This is a genomic window from Methylobacterium sp. Leaf104 (assembly GCF_001422885.1).
Classification (GTDB): domain Bacteria; phylum Pseudomonadota; class Alphaproteobacteria; order Rhizobiales; family Beijerinckiaceae; genus Methylobacterium.
Genome location: NZ_LMMZ01000037.1, coordinates 57,457 through 78,296, shown reverse-complemented (window position 1 = coordinate 78,296; position 20,840 = coordinate 57,457). Strand labels below are relative to the sequence as shown.

11 protein-coding genes and 1 pseudogene are annotated in these 20,840 nt (G+C 66.4%); 3 read left to right on the top strand and 9 right to left on the bottom strand.

Annotated elements, in window-relative coordinates; genetic code table 11:
- Window positions 1-53: 53 nt before the first annotated feature.
- Window positions 54-3,311 (top strand): maltose alpha-D-glucosyltransferase, encoded by a 3,258-nt coding sequence (treS, locus tag ASF49_RS17395; RefSeq protein WP_056475779.1) that lies wholly within the window; start codon window positions 54-56, stop codon window positions 3,309-3,311.
- Entirely contained in the window at window positions 3,312-5,615 is a 2,304-nt protein-coding gene (gene glgB / locus ASF49_RS17390; RefSeq protein WP_056475776.1) for a 1,4-alpha-glucan branching protein GlgB, read from the top strand.
- A 126-nt stretch (window positions 5,616-5,741) separates the two neighbouring features.
- On the opposite strand, the pseudogene glgA reads toward glgB, so the two are convergent.
- Window positions 5,742-7,199: pseudogene (gene glgA / locus ASF49_RS17385) on the bottom strand (glycogen synthase GlgA); the annotation flags it as partial.
- A gap of 239 nt (window positions 7,200-7,438) precedes the next feature.
- Window positions 7,439-9,034: an alpha-amylase family glycosyl hydrolase gene (locus ASF49_RS17380; RefSeq protein ID WP_056475771.1), complete on the bottom strand. Its 1,596-nt coding sequence runs from the start codon at window positions 9,032-9,034 to the stop codon at window positions 7,439-7,441.
- A 557-nt stretch (window positions 9,035-9,591) separates the two neighbouring features.
- On the opposite strand from ASF49_RS17380, the gene ASF49_RS17375 reads away from it, so the two are divergent.
- Window positions 9,592-12,057 carry a glycogen/starch/alpha-glucan phosphorylase gene (locus tag ASF49_RS17375; protein ID WP_243214681.1) on the top strand — a complete coding sequence of 822 codons (2,466 nt, stop codon included), beginning with the start codon at window positions 9,592-9,594 and terminating at the stop codon, window positions 12,055-12,057.
- A 132-nt stretch (window positions 12,058-12,189) separates the two neighbouring features.
- Here the strand turns inward: ASF49_RS17375 and ASF49_RS17370 are convergent, their stop codons facing one another.
- From ASF49_RS17370 to ASF49_RS17340, 7 genes are all read right to left on the bottom strand, one after another.
- Window positions 12,190-13,134: a ferredoxin--NAD(+) reductase gene (locus ASF49_RS17370; RefSeq protein ID WP_056475763.1), complete on the bottom strand. Its 945-nt coding sequence runs from the start codon at window positions 13,132-13,134 to the stop codon at window positions 12,190-12,192.
- Between the two features lie 68 nt (window positions 13,135-13,202).
- Window positions 13,203-13,559: a hypothetical protein gene (locus ASF49_RS17365; protein WP_056475760.1), complete on the bottom strand. Its 357-nt coding sequence runs from the start codon at window positions 13,557-13,559 to the stop codon at window positions 13,203-13,205.
- 130 nt (window positions 13,560-13,689) lie between these two features.
- Window positions 13,690-16,587, bottom strand: a complete 2,898-nt coding sequence (locus ASF49_RS17360; protein ID WP_056475757.1) for an EAL domain-containing protein — start codon at window positions 16,585-16,587, stop codon at window positions 13,690-13,692.
- A gap of 208 nt (window positions 16,588-16,795) precedes the next feature.
- A complete protein-coding gene (locus ASF49_RS17355; protein WP_056475754.1) occupies window positions 16,796-18,091 on the bottom strand; it encodes a M16 family metallopeptidase in 1,296 nt (431 codons plus the stop codon).
- Between the two features lie 6 nt (window positions 18,092-18,097).
- Window positions 18,098-19,510 (bottom strand): threonine synthase, encoded by a 1,413-nt coding sequence (thrC, locus tag ASF49_RS17350; RefSeq protein WP_056475751.1) that lies wholly within the window; start codon window positions 19,508-19,510, stop codon window positions 18,098-18,100.
- A gap of 66 nt (window positions 19,511-19,576) precedes the next feature.
- Window positions 19,577-19,993 carry a DUF4864 domain-containing protein gene (locus ASF49_RS17345; protein ID WP_056475746.1) on the bottom strand — a complete coding sequence of 139 codons (417 nt, stop codon included), beginning with the start codon at window positions 19,991-19,993 and terminating at the stop codon, window positions 19,577-19,579.
- 82 nt (window positions 19,994-20,075) lie between these two features.
- Entirely contained in the window at window positions 20,076-20,840 is a 765-nt protein-coding gene (locus ASF49_RS17340; RefSeq protein WP_056475744.1) for an SURF1 family protein, read from the bottom strand.

Sequence of the window (20,840 nt, the reverse complement as noted above, 5' to 3'; positions counted from 1 at the left end):
GGTGCGGATGCCCCGGACACGCCCTTGAACTCGACGCATGAGGCAACGACGCGATGATCGATCGCAGCGATCCGCAATGGTACCGTGACGCCATCATCTACCAGATCCACGTCAAGTCGTTCTTCGACTCCAACAATGACGGGATCGGCGATTTCGAGGGCCTGACGCAGAAGCTCGACTATGTCCGCGACCTCGGCGTCACGGCCATCTGGTTGATGCCGTTCTACCCCTCGCCGCTGCGTGACGACGGCTACGACATCGGCGATTATCGCGACGTCAATCCGTCCTACGGTACGATGGAGGAGTTCCGGAAGTTCGTGGACGCGGCGCACGAGCGCGGCCTGCGCGTCATCACCGAGCTCGTCATCAATCACACCTCGGACCAGCATCCCTGGTTCCAGCGGGCCCGCGAGGCCCCGGCCGGGTCGCCGGAGCGCGATTTCTACGTCTGGTCGGACACCGACACGCCCTACTCGGACACGCGCATCATCTTCCTCGACACCGAGGTCTCGAACTGGACCTGGGACCCGGTCGCCAAGCAGTATTTCTGGCACCGGTTCTACAGCCACCAGCCGGACCTGAACTTCGACAATCCGGCCGTGCTCGAGGCCGTGATCGAGGTGATGCGCTACTGGCTCGACATGGGGGTCGACGGCCTGCGCCTCGACGCGATTCCCTACTTGATCGAGCGCGACGGGACGAACTGCGAGAACCTTCCGGAGACCCACACGGTCATCAAGGCGATCCGCGCGGCCCTCGACGCGAGCTATCCCGACCGGATGCTCCTAGCGGAGGCCAACCAGTGGCCCGAGGAGACCGCGCAGTATTTCGGCGACGGCGACGAGTGCCACATGGCATTCCACTTCCCGCTGATGCCGCGCATGTACATGGCGATCGCCCGGGAGGACCGGCACCCGATCACCGACATCATGCGCCAGACCCCAGAGATCCCCGAGGGCTGCCAGTGGGCGATCTTCCTGCGCAACCACGACGAGCTGACGCTCGAGATGGTCACCGCCGAGGAGCGTGACTACCTTTGGTCGTTCTACGCGGCCGAGCGCCGCGCCCGCATCAACCTCGGCATCCGCCGCCGCCTCGCGCCCCTGCTGGAGAACGACCGGCGCAAGATCGAACTCATGAAGTCCCTCGTCCTGTCGATGCCAGGCACGCCGGTGCTGTACTACGGCGACGAAATCGGCATGGGCGACAACATCTACCTCGGTGATCGCGACGGCGTGCGCACGCCGATGCAGTGGTCGCCCGACCGCAACGGCGGCTTTTCCCGGGCCAACCCGCAGAAGCTGTTCCTGCCCTCGGTGCAGGACCCGATCTACGGCTTCGATGCGATCAACGTCGAAGCGCAGACCCAGTCGCAGACCAGCCTTCTGAACTGGACGCGCCGGATGATCGCGATCCGCAACAACTCGGTCGCACTGGGTCGTGGCGGCATGCAGTTCCTGTATCCGTCGAACCGGAAGGTGCTGGCCTGGATTCGCGAGTTCGAGGGCGAGCGCGTCCTCTGCGTCGCCAACCTGTCCCGCGCTCCGCAGGCGGTGCAGCTCGACCTGTCGGAACTGCGCAGCGCGGTGCCGATCGAGCTCACCGGCGGTTCGGAGTTCCCGGCCATCGGCGAACTGCCGTACCTGCTCACGCTGCCGTCCTACGGCTTCTACTGGTTCTCGCTGAGTGCCGCGAACACCGGCAGCATCGGCCCGCAGCCGGAGCTGCCGGAGCTGTTCACGCTGGTGCTCACCGGTGGGATCGAGACCCTGATGGCGGGGCGCGAGCGCATTGCCTTCGAGCGCACGGTGGCGCCCCGGTTCATCGCCACCCGCCGCTGGTTCGCCGCCAAGGGCTCGCGCATCAAATCGGTGCAGGTCACCGACAGCGCGGCTCTCAAGGATGGCACCGGCGAGGCGAAGTTCCTCCTGCCCCGCGTCGCGGTCCACCTCTCCACGGGCGAGCGCCAGGATTACTTCGTCCCGGTCGCCGTCGACGAGGGACGCGAGGACGAGGCGATGCTCCAGCACGCCGTCGCCCGCGTCCGCCGCGGTCCGCGCACCGGCCTGCTCCTGGGCGCCGCCGCTTCGCCGAACTTCGCTGTCTCGATGATCGAGGGCATGCGCGAGGGCCGCGAAATCGCCACCGAGACTGGGCGCCTCGTCTTCTCCACCACCTCCGCCTTCGACCGCGAGGTCACGTTCGAGGCCAGCGAGGTCCGCTCGCTGAACGCTGAGCAGAGCAACACATCGATCGCCATCGGCTCGAAGATGATGCTCAAGCTCCTGCGCCGCCTTCAGACCGGAGTCCATCCGGAGATCGAGGTCGGGCGCTTCCTCACCGAGACGGCGCATTTCAGCAACACGCCGGCCCTCCTCGGCGTCCTCGAACACGTCGACGCCAAGGGGACCCGCACCGCGCTCGCGGTGCTTCAGGCCTTCGTGCCGAACCAGGGTGATGCCTGGACCCTCATGCTCGAAGGTCTGCGTCGTGACTTCGACACGGTGGTGCTGGCGCCCGAGAGCGAGGCGCCGTCCCCGGCCGAGGCTTTCGAGACCCATCTGCGCTGGGCGATCCTGCTCGGACGGCGCACGGCCGAGATGCACAACGCCTTCGCGGTGGAGACTGACGACCCGGCCTTTGCGGCCGAGCCGTTCGATCATGCCGACCTCTATGCCCTCGGCGACGATACCCGTCGCCAGGCCGAGCGGGCGTTCCGCGGCCTGGACGGCCTCGCGGGCCGTGCCTCCAACGCGGCGAGCACCGAGTTGGCCGGCCGCTGTCACGAGGTCGAGACCGCAATCGAGACGCTGACGGCCAGGGCACCCGTCGGGGCGATGAAGACCCGCATCCACGGGGATTATCATCTTGGGCAGGTGCTCGCGGCCGAGGATGATCTCATCATCGTCGACTTCGAGGGCGAGCCCTCGCGGCCGGCCGATGAGCGCAGGATCAAGTCGACGCCGCTGCGCGACGTGGCAGGGATGCTGCGCTCCTTCGCCTACGGCGCCGAGACCGTGACCCGCGGGATCGCAGCGCGCTTCTCGGATTCAGAGGAGCGTGCCCGCCGGGCCTCGATCGCCTGGCGCGGCATGATCGATGCGGCCTTCCTCGACGGTTACCGCGAGGCCGTCTCCGTGAGCCGGGCCGCCGTGACCGACCCCGAGACGGAGAGCCGCCTCCTCAAGCTCTCGCTCCTGACGAAGGCGCTCTACGAAGTCGATTACGAAGCCAACAATCGTCCCGACTGGATCGAAATCCCCGCCCGTGGGGTTCTCAACATTCTGGATGAAATCAAGAGAGGCGTTTGAATGATGGGCATCGACGAGACGTTCGCGAGCAGGACCGGCCCGGCATCCGGCACCTCCAGATCGGCGGACGTTGCGCCCGTTGCCACCCGGGCGCCTCAGGCCGCGGTGCCAGAGACCGGTTCCCTCCACCCGGATGCGATCGCCGCCATCATGGCGGCGAACCACGGAGACCCTTTCTCCGTACTGGGTCCGCATCAGGTCGGCCCGGGACATTGGGAGGTCCGCGCCGTGCTTCCTGAGGCCAAGTCCGCGAGTCTGCTCGTGGGCGGCCAGCGCGTTCCCTTCGAACGCCGGCATCCGGACGGCTTCTTCATCGCGCGCGTGCCGAGCGACGGGCGCCCGCTCTACGAGCTGTCCGTCGAGACTTGGGACGGTGTTGAGCGCTCGCGCCACGATCCCTACAGCTTCGGCTCTTCGCTCCGCCAGGAGGACATCGACAACCTGCGCGAGGTCGGCAGCAACGTCACCTATCGCATCCTCGGTGCACAGCATCGTCCGGTCGACGGCATCGACGGCTTCCGCTTCGCGGTCTGGGCACCCAATGCCCGCCGGGTAAGCGTCGTCGGCGACTTCAACAACTGGGATGGCCGCCGCCATCCCATGCGCCTCTGGCAGAATGGCGGGATCTGGGAGCTGTTCATCCCCGGCCTGAAGGCAGGCGCGCATTACAAGTACGAGATCCGCGGCGCCGACGGATCGCTCCTGCCCCTCAAGGCCGATCCGGTCGCCTTCGCGGCTCAGAAGCCGCCGGAAACCGCCTCGGTGCTTCAGGGCACGAACGATCCCGAATGGCACGACGAGAAGTGGATGGCGACGCGGGGCGCGAAGGACCCGCGCCACATCCCGATCTCGATCTACGAAGTGCATCTGGGTTCCTGGGCGCGCGTCGCCGAAGAAGGAAACCGCTACCTGACCTACCGGGAACTGGGCGAGCGCCTGATCCCCTACGTCAAGGAGATGGGCTTCACCCATATCGAGATGCTGCCGATCACGGAGTTCCCCTTCGACGGGTCGTGGGGTTACCAGCCGGTCTCGCTCTTCGCGCCGACCAGCCGCTTCGGCACGCCCGACGACTTCGCTGCCTTCGTGGATGCCGCGCATGCCGCCGGGATCGGTGTCATGCTGGACTGGGTGCCGGGCCACTTCCCCCTCGACGCGCACGGCCTCGGCCAGTTCGACGGCACGCATCTCTACGAACATGCCGATCCGCGCCAGGGCTTCCACCAGGATTGGGGCACCTACATCTACAATTTCGGCCGCACCGAAGTGTCCAGCTTCCTGGCGGCCAATGCGCGCTTCTGGCTCGAGCATTACCACCTCGACGGCCTGCGCGTGGATGCGGTCGCGTCGATGCTCTATCTCGACTATTCGCGCCGGCAGGGTGAGTGGATCCCGAACCGCTACGGCGGCAACGAGAACCTCGATGCCATCGAATTCCTGCGCAAGACCAACGAGGCGACCTACGCGCACGCGCCCGGCACGCTGACGGTGGCGGAAGAGTCCACCTCTTGGCCGGGCGTCTCACACCCGACCTACACAGGTGGCCTCGGTTTCGGCTTCAAATGGAACATGGGGTGGATGCACGACACCCTGAACTTCGTCTCGAAAGAGTCGATCCATCGGCGCTATCACCACCACGACCTGACGTTCGGCCTTCTCTACGCTTTCTCCGAGAATTTCATCCTGCCGCTGTCCCACGACGAGGTGGTGCACGGGAAGGGGTCGCTGCTCGGCAAGATGCCGGGCGACCGCTGGCAGAAGTTCGCGAATCTGCGGGCCTATTACGGCTTCATGTGGGGCCATCCGGGCAAGAAGCTCCTCTTCATGGGTTGCGAGTTCGGCCAGGAAAAGGAGTGGAACCACAACCAGAGCCTCGACTGGCACTTGCTGGAAGACGGCATGCACCAGGGCGTCAAGGATCTGATCCGCGACCTCAATCATCTCTACGCGTCGACTCCGGCCCTCCACAGTCGGGACACCGAGGCCGGTGGTTTCCAGTGGCTCGTCGCCGACGATCAGGACAACAGCGTCATCGCCTGGGCCCGCAAGGGTCGCGAGCTGGACGAGATCGCGGTCGTGGTCTCGAACTTTACGCCGGTTCCCCGCGAGGGCTACCGCATCGGCGTTCCGGCGGCCGGGTTCTATCGGGAGGCGATCAATTCGGATGCGGAGCGTTACGGCGGCTCCAATGTCGGCAACATGGGCGGCGTCCAGGCTGAAGCCGTCGCGAGCCACGGCCAGCCCTACTCGGTGTCGCTGACGATCCCGCCCCTGGCCACGACGATCTTCGTTCGCGAGGGCTGAGCTTTTCCGAAAAGCCTTCCTTCCTGCAGGCCCTCCTGCGGTAAGGAGGGCGGCCCCAAGACGAAGAAAGCCGGTGGGGCGACTCACCGGCTTTTTTCGTCTTGGGGTCGTTTGTGATCCCTGAAGTCAGGCCGCGCGCAGGCGCAGGCCGGCGGTATTGCCGAAAGCCCTGGCATAGAGCGAGGCGTAGTTGGTGGCAGCTTGGTCCCAACCGAACGAGCGCGACATGGCGTGCCGGCGCATGGCGTTCAGGCGCTTCTTCTGCGCGAAGGTCTCGAAGGCCCGGCGGATGGCGCTGGAGAAGCCCCGCGCCGACGCTTCGCCGAAGGTGAAGCCGGTGACGCCATCCTCGACCGTGTCGGCGAGACCGCCGGTACGGTGGACAATCGGCAGCGAGCCGAAGCGCTGAGCATACATTTGAGCGAGGCCACAGGGCTCGAAGCGCGACGGCATCAGCAGAAAGTCGCTGCCGGCGAACATCCGGCGGGCATCGCGCTCCTCGAAACCGACATGGACGCCGACCGAGGCGGGATGACGCCGGGCGAGGTCCCGCAGCGCACCCTCGAAGCGGCCCTCGCCCTGGCCGATCACCACCAATTGGCCCCCCTCGGCCACGATGGACTCGGCCGCGCCGATGCTCAGGTCGATGCCCTTCTGGTGGACGAGGCGGGACACGACGGCGAAGAGTGGACCGCGCGAAACCGCTAGGCCGAATTGCCGCCGGACGGTCTCGGCATTGGCCCGCTTGCCCTTCCAGTCGTCGATCTCGAAGCGAGCGGCCAGATGCGCATCGGTGCGCGGATCCCAACTCTCATCGATGCCGTTGAGGATGCCGGCAAGGCGCCCCTGCGCCGCGCGCGTGCGCAGCAGCCCGTCGAGGCCGCAGCCGGATTCCGGCGAGATGATTTCCCGGGCGTAGGTCTCGCTCACCGTGGTCACGTGCGAGGCGTAGTAGAGCCCGGCCTTGAGGAAGGAGAGCTGGCCGTAGAACTCGACCCCGTCCATCTGGAACGCGTCCTCCGGAACGCCGAGGCGCCCGAGGGACTCACGTGGGAAGACGCCCTGATAGGCGAGGTTGTGGACCGTGAGGATGCTCGGCACCCGTAGCCCGCTCCAGGCGAGGTAGGCGGGGGCGAGGGCGGCCTGCCAGTCGTTGAGGTGGAGGAGGTCCGCCGCCCAGGCCGGGTCGATGCCACGTGCGAGCTCTGCGGCGGCGAGGCTCAGGCGTGCAAAGCGGATGTCGTTGTCACCGAAATCGCCCTGGGCATTGCCGTAGGGCGTGCCGTCTCGCTGGTAGAGATCGGCATTGAGGATGACATAGACTTTGAGCCCGTCGCCGGTCTCCACGAGGCCGAGGTCGCAGGAAGGAATGCTGGCCTGTCCGGGCAGTTGTGCGACGACCGTGATGTGGTCGAATTGCTCGACGACCTGCCGATACCCGGGAATGAGGACACGGACGTCGTAGTGCCGGCGCAGGGCCCGGGGAAGCGAACCGGCCACTTCGCCGAGGCCGCCCGTTTTCACGAAGTCGGCCATCTCGGGGGTGGCGAAGAGGATGCGGGGTTGAAGCTGTTGACGGGATCGGGTGCTGTGATGGAGGTCTAAGTGATCGGGCTGATCCGACAGGCTCATGAATACGTTCCCACGTCGAGCGAGGGGCGGGAACGGAGTGCGAGAGCCCAGCATCGACGTCGACCTCGTGAACGCAGCGAGACGGCTTTTGTTCCGTTGCGTTGCACAATTCAAGCCACGTTCAGGAACTTTCTCGAAGCGGGACAAAAGTGCGCGCTTTCCACACGTCGGTGCCCTCGGAAACTCGCTCTCTAAGCCGCCTGGATGAGGATCACACCCTCATTCCCCTCGAGGATGATCGTGGCGTCGGCCCCGCCGCCCGTGCGAGCCGCATGCGTCGAGAGCAGAACGGACCAGCGGTTTTCCTCCGGATCGGTGATGACGATCACCTGCTGCAATGCACTGAAGTTCAACAGTATGCGCAGCTTTGTGGCACCGTCCTGACGTTCGTAGGCAAAGACGAAATCCGTCGTGGCGGGCAGACTTCTGAACGTTCCGGTCGCGAGTGCGGTGTGATCCCGGCGCAGGCGCAGCAGGCGACGATACAGGGTGAGCAGCGACCGTGCGTCGTCGCGCTGATATTCGACGTTGCGGATGGCGGCGTCGGTGGTCTGAGGAAGCCAGGGTTCAGCCGTGCTGAAGCCGGCATTCAGAGAATCGTCCCACTGCATCGGCGTGCGTTCCGGATCGCGCCCGTGGCCCGGCTCGTTGTGTTCCCAGGGGTCCTGGACGCGCTCCGGTGGAATGCTCACCTGGGCGAGCCCGAGTTCATCGCCGTAGTAGAGTGTCGGCGTGCCGCGCAGGGTGAGGAGCAGCATCGCTGCGATGGCGGCCTGGTCGGGGCCGACCCGCGCGGCGATCCTTGGCTGATCGTGATTGCCGAGGACCCAGTTGGGCCATCCGCCCGGGGGCAGGGCCTCCTCGTAGGACACCACGAGATCGGCCACCGAGCGGGCGTTCCATGGAGTCTGGATGAGTTGGAAGTTGAAGGGCAGGTCGACGCCTGCGAGGTCAGCGCCGTAATATGCCACGAGACGTTCGACGGGGAGATAGATCTCGCCGATGAGTACGCGCTCGCCGTAAGGCGCTAGCACCGCCCGCATCTCCGCGATGACGTCGAACACCTCCGGCCGGTCGGCCGAATAGACCTGAGCGAAGCGATTGATCTCCGCCTGTCCAGGTCCGAAACCCGGATTCTCCGGATTGTCGCGAAATCCCTCATCCTTCATCAGATGCCAGATCACGTCGACGCGGAAGCCATCGACGTCGCGGTCGAGCCAGAAGCGAAGCGCATCGTGCATCGCGGCCCGCACATCCGGGTTGCGCCAGTTCAGATCCGGCTGCTCGCGCAGGAAGGCGTGATAGTAATATTGCCCCGTGGCCTCGTCGCGGGTCCATGCGGGGCCGCCGAAATTGCTGATCCAATTGTTGGGTGGGCCCCCATCGGGGGCCGGATCGCGCCAGATGTACCAATCGCGCTTCGGGTTCGTGCGCGACGCCCGGCTCTCCGCGAACCAGGGATGAGCGATCGAGGTGTGGTTCGGAACGAAGTCGAGGATGACCTTGAGCCGGCGAAAATGTGCCTCGGCGATGAGCGCCTCGAAATCAGCCAGCGTTCCGAACAGGGGATCGACGCCACAGTAATCGGCGACGTCGTAGCCGAAATCGGCCATCGGCGAGGGATAGAATGGCGAGATCCAGACGGCATCGACGCCGAGCCAGGCGAGATAGTCGAGCCGGCGGGTGATCCCACGCAGATCCCCTATTCCATCGCCGTCGCTGTCTTGGAACGAGCGCGGGTACACCTGATAGACCGTGCCGCGCTTCCACCAGACCGTGTCTGCCATGCCATCCCTCCGGCGACGCGTCCCGGGCGCGTCCCGGGCGGACCCTAGCGACTGCCGACACGTTTCGCGACCCGTCGGCGGACGATGTCGTTCAGACAATATTCGAACGTGGTGTGGTCTCATTCCCGCGCGGTTTGGCTGGGACTGTCGGGCAGCACAGGACCGGCTCCGATCTTGGACGCAGGTCTAGCGGCAGAGACATTCACTTCAGTGAGGGCATGCTCAGGCAAGCAAGGTACGGCACTCTGAAGAAGTAGAGATTTCTCAGGATTGGTGAAGTGCGGAGTAACCGCCCCGGCGCCAGGATTGGACGCCAAGCCATGGAGATCTCGCGTTCGCGGAGCAGCGCCGGATCGTGACACGCGACGACGGGGACGAGGCCGTGCGCGGAACGTGTGTAGCGACGGGAACGACCACCCCGGGGTTGTCATTCCGGACACGACTACCGAGTTTCACGGCCGAGAAGGGGGACTTGAGACGTGCTGAACGACAAACTCATCGGACGAGACAATGCCGACATCACCGCGTCCATGGCTGGCCCGGACGTGACGGGGCGGATGGGCGCGCCCCTCACGCAGGGACGGACCCGGCCGGTCGCGAGGCCCTCCGGCGACGCGGTGGCCGATCTGCGAGAGGCCATCCTCGTGAAGCTCGCCTACGCCATCGGCAAGACGCCCCGGACCGCCCGCGAGCGCGATTGGTTCGCCGCGACGGCGCTCGCCCTGCGCGACCGGATCGTCGATTCCTGCCTCGACGGTGACGCGTCGATCCCGAACAAGCGTGTCTATTACCTCTCCCTCGAATTCCTGATCGGGCGCCTTCTCTCGGACGCCATGAACAATCTCGGCCTCGTCGACACCACCCGTGCGGCCCTGCGCGAACTCGGCGTCGAACTGGGCGACGTGGAAGCGGCCGAGCCGGACGCCGCGCTGGGCAATGGGGGCCTCGGCCGTCTTGCCGCCTGCTTCATGGAAAGCATGGCGAGCCTATCGATCCCGGCGATCGGCTACGGTATCCGCTACGACCATGGCCTGTTTCGGCAGTCCCTGGAGGATGGATGGCAGAAGGAGGCCCCGGAGACCTGGCTCGCCGAGGGAAATCCTTGGGAATTCATAAGGCCCGAGGCGACCTACACCATCGGCTTCGGCGGTCACGTCACCATGTCGTCGATCTCTGAAGGTGTGATCCGTCGGCACTGGCACCCGGCCGAGACGGTGCGGGCCGTGGCCCACGACGTGCCCGTGGTTGGCTGGCGCGGACGCCACGTGAACACGCTGCGTCTCTGGAAGGCCGAGGCCGAGGCCCCGATCGAACTCGCCCGCTTCAACGGCGGCGACCATGTCGGTGCGGTGGCAAGCCGGGCGCGCGCCGAGGCGATCTCGCGGGTGCTCTATCCGAGCGATTCGTCGATGGAAGGCCAGGAACTGCGCCTCCGGCAGGAATACTTCTTCACCTCGGCATCACTCCAGGACCTCGTGCGCCGTCACGTGGCGGAGCGCGGAGACCTCCGCTCCCTGCCCGACCACGCCGCGATTCAATTGAACGATACGCACCCCGCCATCGCGGTGCCGGAGTTGATGCGGCTCCTCCTCGAGGATCACGGCTTCAATTGGGAGGATGCCTGGCACGTCACCACCCACACGCTGGGCTACACCAACCACACGCTCCTGCCCGAGGCGCTGGAGACGTGGCCGGTCGAGCTGATGGAACGGGTGCTGCCGCGCCACATGCAGATCATCTACTTGATCAACTGGATGCACTTGGAGGAGCAGGGCAAGCAGGGCCGTGGCTCCGCAGAGAAGCTCGCCGCCGTCTCGCTCATCGACGAGACCCATGGAAAGCGGGTTCGCATGGGCCATCTGGCCTTCCTCGGCGCTCGACGGGTGAACGGTGTCTCCGCCCTGCACACCGACCTGATGCGCTCGACCGTGTTCAAGGACCTGCACGCCCTCGACACCGACAAGATCGTCAACAAGACCAATGGGATCACTTTTCGGCGCTGGCTCCACAACGCCAATCCCGAGCTCACGGCCCTCGCCATCGAGGCCGTCGGACCGGAAGTGCTCGACACGCCCGAACTGCTCACTGGGCTGGCCGAGGTCGCCTCGGATTCGAATTTCCAGTCCCGCTATGCCGCCATGCGGCGCGCCCGGAAGGTCGCCCTGGCCCAGGTCGTCGCAGACCGCACCGGGATCAGCATCGATCCGTCAGCTCTCTTCGACGTGCAGATCAAGCGCATCCATGAATACAAACGCCAGCTGCTGAACGTGATCGAAACCGTCGCCCTCTATCAGGCGATCAAGGCTGATCCGAAAGCCAATTGGACACCCCGGGTGAAGATCTTCGGCGGCAAGGCGGCGCCGAGCTATGTACAGGCCAAGCTCATCATCAAGCTCGCCTGCGACGTCGCCAAGGTCGTGAACTCCGATCCCGACGTGGCTGGTCGACTGAAGGTGGTCTTCCTGCCGAACTACTCGGTCAGCCTCGCCGAGGCGATCATCCCGGCCGCCGACCTATCCGAGCAGATCTCGACCGCCGGGATGGAAGCCTCGGGCACTGGCAACATGAAGCTCGCCCTCAACGGCGCGCTGACGATCGGCACCCTCGATGGTGCGAACATCGAGATCCGGGATCACGTCGGCGCCGACAACATCTTCATCTTCGGCCTGGATGCGGCCGGGGTGCAGGCCCGAATGGCCGAGCCGAACTACGCCGAGGCGGCGATCGCGGCCTCGCCGCGCCTGAAGGCCGCCCTCGACTTCATCGCAGTCGGTGGTTTCTCGCCCGAGCAGCCCGATCGGTTCCGGCCGATCGTCGACGATCTGCGCCACAACGACCGCTATCTCCTGACCGTCGATTTCGACGATTACTGGCGAGTGCAGCGTTCCGTGGACCAGGCCTGGAACGATCCGAAGGCCTGGTGGCGGACAGCGATCCTCAACACCGCACGGATGGCGTGGTTCTCCTCCGACCGCTCCATGCGCGAGTATGCCGAGGAGATCTGGCGCGTCCGTCTCGGTTGATCAGGAGCGCTCGGCTCCCGCCATGGGGACCGGTCTCTCAAGGCCGGCAACCCCCAAGCGAAACGAGGCGCATCCCGTCGGCCGGGATGCGCCTCGTTTCGTTCTGAGACCTGTGCCGGGTGGCGGGAAGTTTCAGATGCCTGCGTCGATCAGAATGGGATGGCAGCGGGCGCCGGTCGTGGCCGCCAAGACCTCGACGGCGCCCACCGTCGAGGCATCGCCGGCGACGTGGACGACATCGGTGCTGCGCAGGCACGGAAGGTGAGCGGTCAGCGGGCCAGGACGAACCTCTGGTGGACGCTGGCGGGTCCGGTCCGAGACCGTGACGATCCGGGTGACGCCGGTCGCGCGCAGCCAGTCGAGAGCCGGGCGCATGTAGAGGTCCAGGGGATTGCGCGCGCCGACGATGAGGATGATCTCGCGAGCGGGCTCGATGTACCGCGCGGCATGCGCGATCGACCAGATCGGGGCAAAGCCCGTCTCGGAAGCGACCAGCACGAGGCGTCCGCCACCGGCTCGATAGAAGCCGCGTCCGACGGGGCCTTTCACTTTCACCGGATGATCGAGCTCCAGCGCCTCGACCAGTTCATGGCCGAGACCGAAGCCTTCGCGGTCCTGATGGATATGAAAGACCAGCTCGTTGAGTTCCGCAGATCCATCGACGCGCAGGGTCGGGCTCAAGGTGACGGGCGCAAAGTTCTCGAAAGTCACGTCGACGCCGTGGCCCGGCTCCAGGGCGAGGCGGCGCGTGATCGTGACCACGACCTGGAAGGTGTGCGGCCCGAGCGCGATGAACTCGGTGACCGTACCGCTCCGTTTCTGGACCGCGGTCGGACGGCTCGGCAGCACGAGGCGCGAGGGCGGCTCGATCGCCGCCGCTCGAGGCAGCGAGAGCTTGATGGACTCCCCGCGGTGAGCACGGCTCTGCGCTCGGCGTGGCGCAGGGCCGGAACCCTGGCTTCCAGGGCCGGGCAGGGGAGCGATCATCCCATCGGCGAGGGCGGCCTCCATCGGGGTATCCCCGGTGGAGACGCGCACGGACTTGCCGTTGACGACGAGCGAGCAGCGGGCGCTCATGGTCGTCCTTCAGTGGTGGGGAAAGGGACGGGCGGCGTTCAGCGGGGTCGAGCGACGACCCTCACGTCTCAGCGCGGTTCGTTGAGCAGATGGTCGACGAGAGCCGCCCAGCGGTCGCGAACCGCCTGGGCTTCCGGAGACAGCGGCTCGGCGCCGTCGATGCGGCTGATGCAGGCCCGGAGACGCTCCGACTCACGCCGCTCGGCCCCAAGGACGGCCTTCATCACCATGACCTCGGCCTTCAGTCGGGACACCTCGCCTGACGCAGATGCCGGCATCGCTTCGGTCGCGGGCACCGGGCGAACTGGAGCGTCCGGAACGATCGGCGCCGGTTCGGGAGCTGTGCGGAGCGGGCGCGCCATCAAACGCCGGACGAGGCCGGTGTCGATCTCGTCATCCACGATCCGCAACGCTGCCTGCGCCATGACGCCATCTCCCTCGGCCAGCGCATCGCGCCCTGCCGCCCACACATCAACTCGAGGCTGAGAATGGGGGATCATGGTTAAGGGAGGTTTAAGCGAATGCCGCAGGATGCGAGCATCCCGTCGATCTCTCTCAGGCGGCTTCCGGCGCCGCACCGAGCAACTGCCTGGCCTGGAGCATCGACATCGGTTCTCCGAAGGCAAAGCCTTGAGCATAGTCGCAGCCCAGCTCGAACAGGATCTGGGTGTCGACTTCCGACTCGGCGCCTTCGGCGACGATCGACAATCCAAGCTCCTGAGCCATCTTCACGATGGAGCGGAGGATCGCCGTCTGCCCCGTCGCGATCTGACGCACGAATGACTGATCGATCTTGATCGTGTCGAAGGGGAAGCGCTGCAGGTAGGACAACGCCGAGTAGCCGGTGCCGAAATCGTCGAGGGACAGGCCCGCACCGAGGTCGTGGATGCGGTGGAGCATCTGTGCCGCGTATTCGGGATTCTCCATGACCAGGCTCTCGGTCATCTCCAGCTTCAGCGAGCCGGGGATCACACCGGAGCGGGCGAGGATTGTCTTCACGTCGTGCAGCAGATCGTGGCGCAGAAGCTGGCGCGAGGAAACGTTGACGGAGGCGAAGATCGGCGGGTCCACGTCGAGGGACCGTTGCCAGGCAGCCAGTTCCAGGGCCGTGCGCTCGAGGGCGAAGATGCCGAGGTTGACGATGAAGCCGCTTTCTTCCGCGATCGGCAGGAAGGTGGCGGGTCCGATGCGGCCGAGCTTGGGATGATCCCAGCGCAGGAGGGTCTCGAAGCCCGCGACCGTGCGATCTTCCAGGCGAACGATCGGCTGGAACAGGACCTTCATCTCGTTACGATCGAGGGACCGGCGTAGGTCGACCTCCAGCATCAGCCGGTCGCTGCGCTCGTTGCGCATGGTGGCGCGGAAGACCTCCGTACGATCGCCACCGCCGCGCTTGGCCTGGATCATGGCCATCTCGGCGTTCTTGAACACCTCCTCGCGCTTCAGGTTGGCGGCGCCCTCGTGAAGGGCGAGACCGACCGAGACTGTCAGGAAGATTTCACGATCGGCATAGGTGATGGGCGTCGCGATGGCTTTGCGGATCATCTCCGCGAAGGCGAGGATGCGGTCGGGCTCGCGCTCGGACAACAGGATCAGCGCGAACTCGTCGCCGGCAACCCGGGCCAGAGTATCCTGCGGTCGGAGCAGGCGTCCGAGGCGACGTGAGAGCGTCAGCAGGATCGAATCGCCGGCCGACAGCCCGATGGCGTCGTTGATCGCCTTGAACCGATCGATGTCGAGGACGATCGTCGTCGGGCGCAGGCGCGGATCCTGGCTGGCGAAGGCCAGGGCCGCGTCGAGGCGATCGTAGAAGAGTTCGCGGTTCGGCAATCCGGTGAGGCTGTCATGGACCGCGTCGTGGAGCAGACGCTCCTCGGCCGTCTTCACCTCGGTGACGTCGCTGATCGTGCCGACGACGCGGATCACCTCGCCGTCCGAGCCGATCACCGGCCTCGCCTTGAGGCGGTACCAGTAGTACGGGCCGGCGGTGGAACGCAGACGGAAGTCATGGACGATGCGGCCGCGGCGCTCTTCAATGACCGTATCCAGGGCCGCTGAGTAGCGCTCGACGTCGAAGGGATGGACGAGGGCGAGCCAATTCGCCGCCGGCCCTTCCAGGGCGCCGCGCTTCAGACCGAGCTGTCCCTCGATCTCCTGGCCGGCGAAGACTCGGTCGCCCGGCACGTCCCAGTCGAACACCACGTCACCGGCGCCGGTAAGGGCGAGGGCGCGGCGCTCGGTATCGGAGACCAGGGCATGGGTCAGCCCGCCGCCCGCGAAGGCGTGCTGCATGACCGTGAAGCCGATCAGCATGACGATGAGGACGAGGCCGCCGATCAGGGCGGGCTGCACGAGGTCGCTGCCGATCTGCCCCGTGATCGCAAAGCCCGCGGCCACGACCCAGACGAGGAGCAAGCACCAGGTCGGAACCAGCAGGATGGCCCGGTCGTAGCCGTTATGGGCCGCGAGATAGACGATCAGCAGCAGGCCGACACCGGCCACCGCCGCGATCGAGATCCGGGCAACGCCCGCGGCGACCGGCGGGTCGAACACCGCGAGGCCGACGAGGCAGGCGAGGAACAGCAGCCAGATGATCGCCACGTGGCTGTAGCGAACGTGCCAGCGGCTGAGGTTGAGATAGGCGAACAGAAAGACCAGCAGCGTCGCGCCGAGGACCGCTTCGGTCGAAGCGCGATAGACCCGTTCGGCCACTTCGGTGATGGGAAAGACGCGTTGCAGGAAGCCGAAATCGATGGAGGCATAGGCCAGTACGGCCCAGGCCAGGGATGCGGCGGCGGGGAAGATGATTGCGCCCTTCACCACGAAGATGATCGTCAGGAAAAGGGCGAGCAGGCCGGCGATGCCGATGATGATGCCCTTGTAGAGCGTCAGACCGGTCGATTTCTTGCGGTAGGCTTCCTGGTCCCAGAGATAGACCTGGGGGATGTTGGGGCCGCGCAACTCGGCCACGTAGGTGACCGTCGCGCCGGGATCGAGCGTGATGACGAACTGATCCGCTTCCGGATTTTCGTCCCGCTCTGGCCGGATGCCCTGACTCGCCGTGATGGCCGCGATGCGTGAGCCGCCGAGATCCGGCCAGATCACGCCCGAGCCGACGAGGCGGAAGTGCGGAGCGACGAGGACACGGTCGACCTGCTCGTCGGTATCGTTCGTGAGCGCGAACACCATCCAATCGGGCCGGGCTCCGGTCTCGCGGGCCTTCACGACGATGCGACGGACGATGCCGTCCTTGCCAGGGGCAGTGGAAATCTGAATCAGGTCGCCGTCCGAACGATAGCGCTCGATCATCGGCGTCAAGTCGATGGCGGGCGCATCGAGAGTGACGCGCACGGCCTCGACGGCATGCGCCGGACCGCTGACGATCAGCGCAGAGAGCAGCGCCGCGACAAGGGCCGGGACGACGGCGGCGAGGACGAGGGCGATTCTACGCAACGGGCGAGTGTTCCGGCCGGACGAGGCATGATCGACGGAGGCAGGCGAAGGGATACGGCTCAGCTGTGCATCCAGTCGTATCGGTGAGGGCCGCAGCGAGCAAGGCGACGGGCCGCCCTGCACGATGGCGTTCACCGCTTCTGAACCGTGACGCCGAGCGATTTCGATCGCCCGCCTTTGCGGCCAAAACAAGCCGCATCGGCCGAGCTCAGGCCGCCTTCAACGTCGCCTTGATGCGATCGAGGGTGGGAAGCTTCTTGATGGGGCCGATGGCGGCCAGGGTGGGGGCACCCTTCAGGAGGCGCTGACCGGCCAGGCGGACGTCGTCCACGGTTACCGCATCCACTTTCGCGATGACCTCGCTCGCCGGGATGACCCGTCCCCAAGCCAGGATCTGCCGGGCATTGCGCTCGATGCGGCCGCCGGGCGTCTCCAGAGCGGAGAGCAGAGCCACCTTCAGCTGCGCCTTGGCGCGGGCGATCTCGATGGTGTCGGCGTCCGCCGCGGCGCGGATGGTGGTCGCCAGCGTCACGTCGATCAGTTCCGCGAGGTCGCCCCCCGAGGTGCCGGCGCCGATGCCGAACAGGCCGCAATCGTAGAACGCCCAGTGGAAGGACTGGATCTCGTAGGCGAGGCCGCGGGTCTCGCGTACTTCGTGCCACAGGCGCGAGGTCAGGCCCCCGCCGAGCACCTGCGCGAAGATGTGCAGGGCGTAATAATCGTCGTCGCGGAACGACAGCCCTGGCAGGCCGAGGACGACGTTGGCCTGCTCCAGCTTCTTCGGCAGCCGCTTCTCGCCACCGCCGTAGATCCCGGGCACGGTCTCCGGCGCCTGGCTCGGCTTCATGGCGCCGAAGTAGTGCACTGCCGACTCGACGATGCGGTCGTGCCCGATGGCGCCGGCTGCGGCGAGCACGATGCGGTCGGGGGTGTATTCCCGTGCGATGTAGGCCTCGATCGCTTTGCGGTCGAAGCTGTTGATGGTCTCGGGCGTGCCGATGATCGGCCGTCCCATCGGCTGATCGGGGAACGCTGCTTCGGTGAAGGCCTCGTAGACGACGTCGTCGGGGGTATCCTCGATCGCCGCATGTTCCTGCAGGATCACGCTCTTCTCGCGGGCGAGTTCGCCGGCATCGAAGACGGAGTCGGTGAGGATGTCGCCGATGACGTCGAGGGCGACGCCGGCATCTTCGCCCAGCACGCGCGCGGTGTAGCTCGTGCCCTCGGCGCTCGTGGCTGCATTGATGTCGCCACCGACATTCTCGATGTCCTCGGCGATGCGGCGGGCGGAGCGGGTCTTCGTACCTTTGAAGGCCATGTGCTCGATGAGATGGCTGAGCCCGCCTTCATCGGCGCGCTCGTGGCGCGAACCGGCGCCGACCCAGACGCCCAGGGTCGCCGTCGCCACGCCCGGCATCGCCTCGGTGACAACGGTGACCCCGTTGTCGAGCTTGGTGATCTTGAGATCAGGCGAGGCGCCATGCGTGGCGAAATGCTGGTTCATGAGCGGTCACGCTCCCTTGGTGATGCGGGCGCGCTCACGGATGAAGGTCTCGACCGCAGCCTGATCGTTGGCCACGCGCGAGAAGGTCTCCTTGCGGTCCATCAGGTCGGCGAGATGCGGCGGTAATTCGGGCCGTCGACCGCCGATCGCCTTCGCGACCGCGTCGGGAAACTTGGCCGCGTGCGCAGTGGCGAGCGCCACGACCGGGGTGTGCGGATCTTGGCGCAGAAGCGTGCGCGCCGCGTGCACCCCGATGGCGCTGTGCGGATCGATGACGTGCCCGGTCTCCGCGTGGGTCCGGGCGATTTCGGCCATCACCTCCGGCTCGAAGACGGCGGCTGCATCAAATTCCGCCCGAACGGTCTCGAGGACTGTCGGATCGAGGTGGAAGCCGCCCGACTGCTTCAGGCCGGACATGAGCCGCCCGAGGCTGGAAGAGTCACGGCCGAGGGCCTCGAACAGCAGGCGCTCGAAGTTCGAAGAGATCTGAATGTCCATGGAAGGGGAGGTGGTCGGCTGTACGCCGCGCACCTCGTAGGCGCCGTGCTCCAGGGTCCGTGCCAGGATGTCGTTGGCGTTGGTCCCGATCATCAGGCGCTCGATGCCCAGGCCCATGCGCTTAGCGACCCAGCCGGCGAGAATGTCGCCGAAATTTCCCGTTGGAACCGCGAACGATACCGGGCGGTGCGGCGCACCGAGCGCCACCGCGGAGGTGAAGTAGTAGACCGCTTGGGCGGCGACCCGGGCCCAGTTGATCGAATTCACGCCCGACAGCCGCACGTCGTCGGCGAAATCGGCGTGCTGAAACAGGGCTTTGACGATGTTCTGGCAATCGTCGAAGTTGCCGTCGATGGCGATGGCGTGGACGTTGTGCGCGCCCACGGAGGTCATCTGACGACGCTGGACCTCGGAGACCCGCCCTTCCGGGAACAGGATGAAGATGTCGACCTGATCGAGGCCGCGGAAGGCTTCGACTGCGGCGCTGCCGGTGTCGCCGGAGGTGGCGCCCACGATGGTGGCCCGCGTGCCGCGCGCCCGCAGGACGTGATCCATCAGCCGCCCGAGCAGCTGCATGGCCACGTCCTTGAACGCGAGCGTCGGGCCGTGAAAGAGCTCCAGCAGGAACAGATTGTCGTCGAGCTGAGTGAGCGGACAGACGGCCGGGTGCCGGAAGGTGGCGTAGGCCTCTTCGATTATCCGATCGAGGTCCGCGTCGGCGATCTCTCCATCGATGAGGGGGCGCAGGACGGTCTTGGCGGCGTCGGCGTAGCGCAGGCCCGCAAGCCCAGCGATCGTCGGCGCGGCGATCTGCGGCCAGGTCTCGGGCACGTAGAGGCCGCCGTCTCGGGCGAGCCCGGCGAGCAGGGCATCGGAAAAGCTGAGGGGCGCCGCGGCGCCGCGGGTCGAAACGTGAAGCAAGGGGGCCTCCGGGAAGGCGCCCCGTCTACACGATGTCGGCGGGCGTGTCGAAAGGCTTGGGCAGGCTTAGGCGTTGCTGCCCGGTGCCTTCACCAGCCGGCATCCGGTGATCCGCCAGGCCCCGTCCGCCTGCTTCTCAAGGCTGTAGAGGGCGGCCCAGTCGGTGCCCTCGGCGTCCTGCAGGGTGACGCCGAGGGCGAGGCCGTCGTCGCCGGCTTCCTCGATACGATCCACGCTGTAGCGCCGGGCGCGATAGACGGCGGCGTAGCCTTGCCGGACCATCGCGATGAAGGTCTCGGGCGAGGGGAACATGCTCTGGATGGCAGGCGCAGCCTGGGCGTAGGCAGTCGCCGCGTCGTCCCGCTGGAAGGCGTCGATCTGCCGCTCGACCGTGGCTCTCGCGGCGTCTCTAGCGGCGGTGTCGACAGCCAGCGCGACCGACGGGCTCGTCAGCAGGGCGAGGAGCAGGATAACGGTGCGCATGGGACCCACTCCGTATCGTGACCGCTAGTCGGAAGGTTAACTGGGCCACAATCCGGGCGAAGCAAGTTTTCAGCCGCTCCCGTCACGAGGGCGCAGCGGCCGGATCCTCATGCAGGCGGCGCCAGGCGAAGACACCGAAGACGCCGAGAAGACAGGCGGCGATGCCGAACCAGGTGAAAGCATATTGCAGGTGGTTATTCGGCAGGTCGACGCGCAATTGCCCGCCCTTCGGCCAGCCCCCCGGATTAGGAGTTCCATCGGCCTCTACGAGGTAGGGTAGGGGGGCGGCGATACCGCGCGAGGCACTGATACCGGCGATGTCGCGGTTGAACCACTCGTTGCGGACGGGGTCCGGCGCCGGCACGAACATCGTGCGCGGCTCGGAGCCGCGCAGAATGCCGGTGACCGTGGTCAGGCCTGCGACCTGACCGGCCAAGCGGTTCGCAGTCGCCTTCAACTCCGTGGGCACGAAGCCTCGGTTGATGAGGACGGTGCCGCCATCCTGGATCTGGAACGGTGTCAGGAGGTAGTAGCCCTGGAGTGCCCGCCCCGGCACTTCCCCAGCGGCGAGGCCATGGACCAGCGTCTCTTTCTCGTGCTGGAAGCTGCCAATGACGCGGACCCTGCGGAATTCGTCCCGGACCGGGTCCCAGTTCTGAGGCACCGGGAGCGTGCCCGGCGGCTCGACCTTCGCGCGTGCTAGGATGCGGGCGATCAGCGCCTCCTTCTCACCCTTGCGCTCGAGCTGCCAGATTCCGAGCCCAAGGAGAATGGCGAGGCAGACGAGAGAGACGAGGCCGGGCGCCAGGATGCTGCGCCAGGCGCCGGGGCGAAGGGTCGAAGCCAT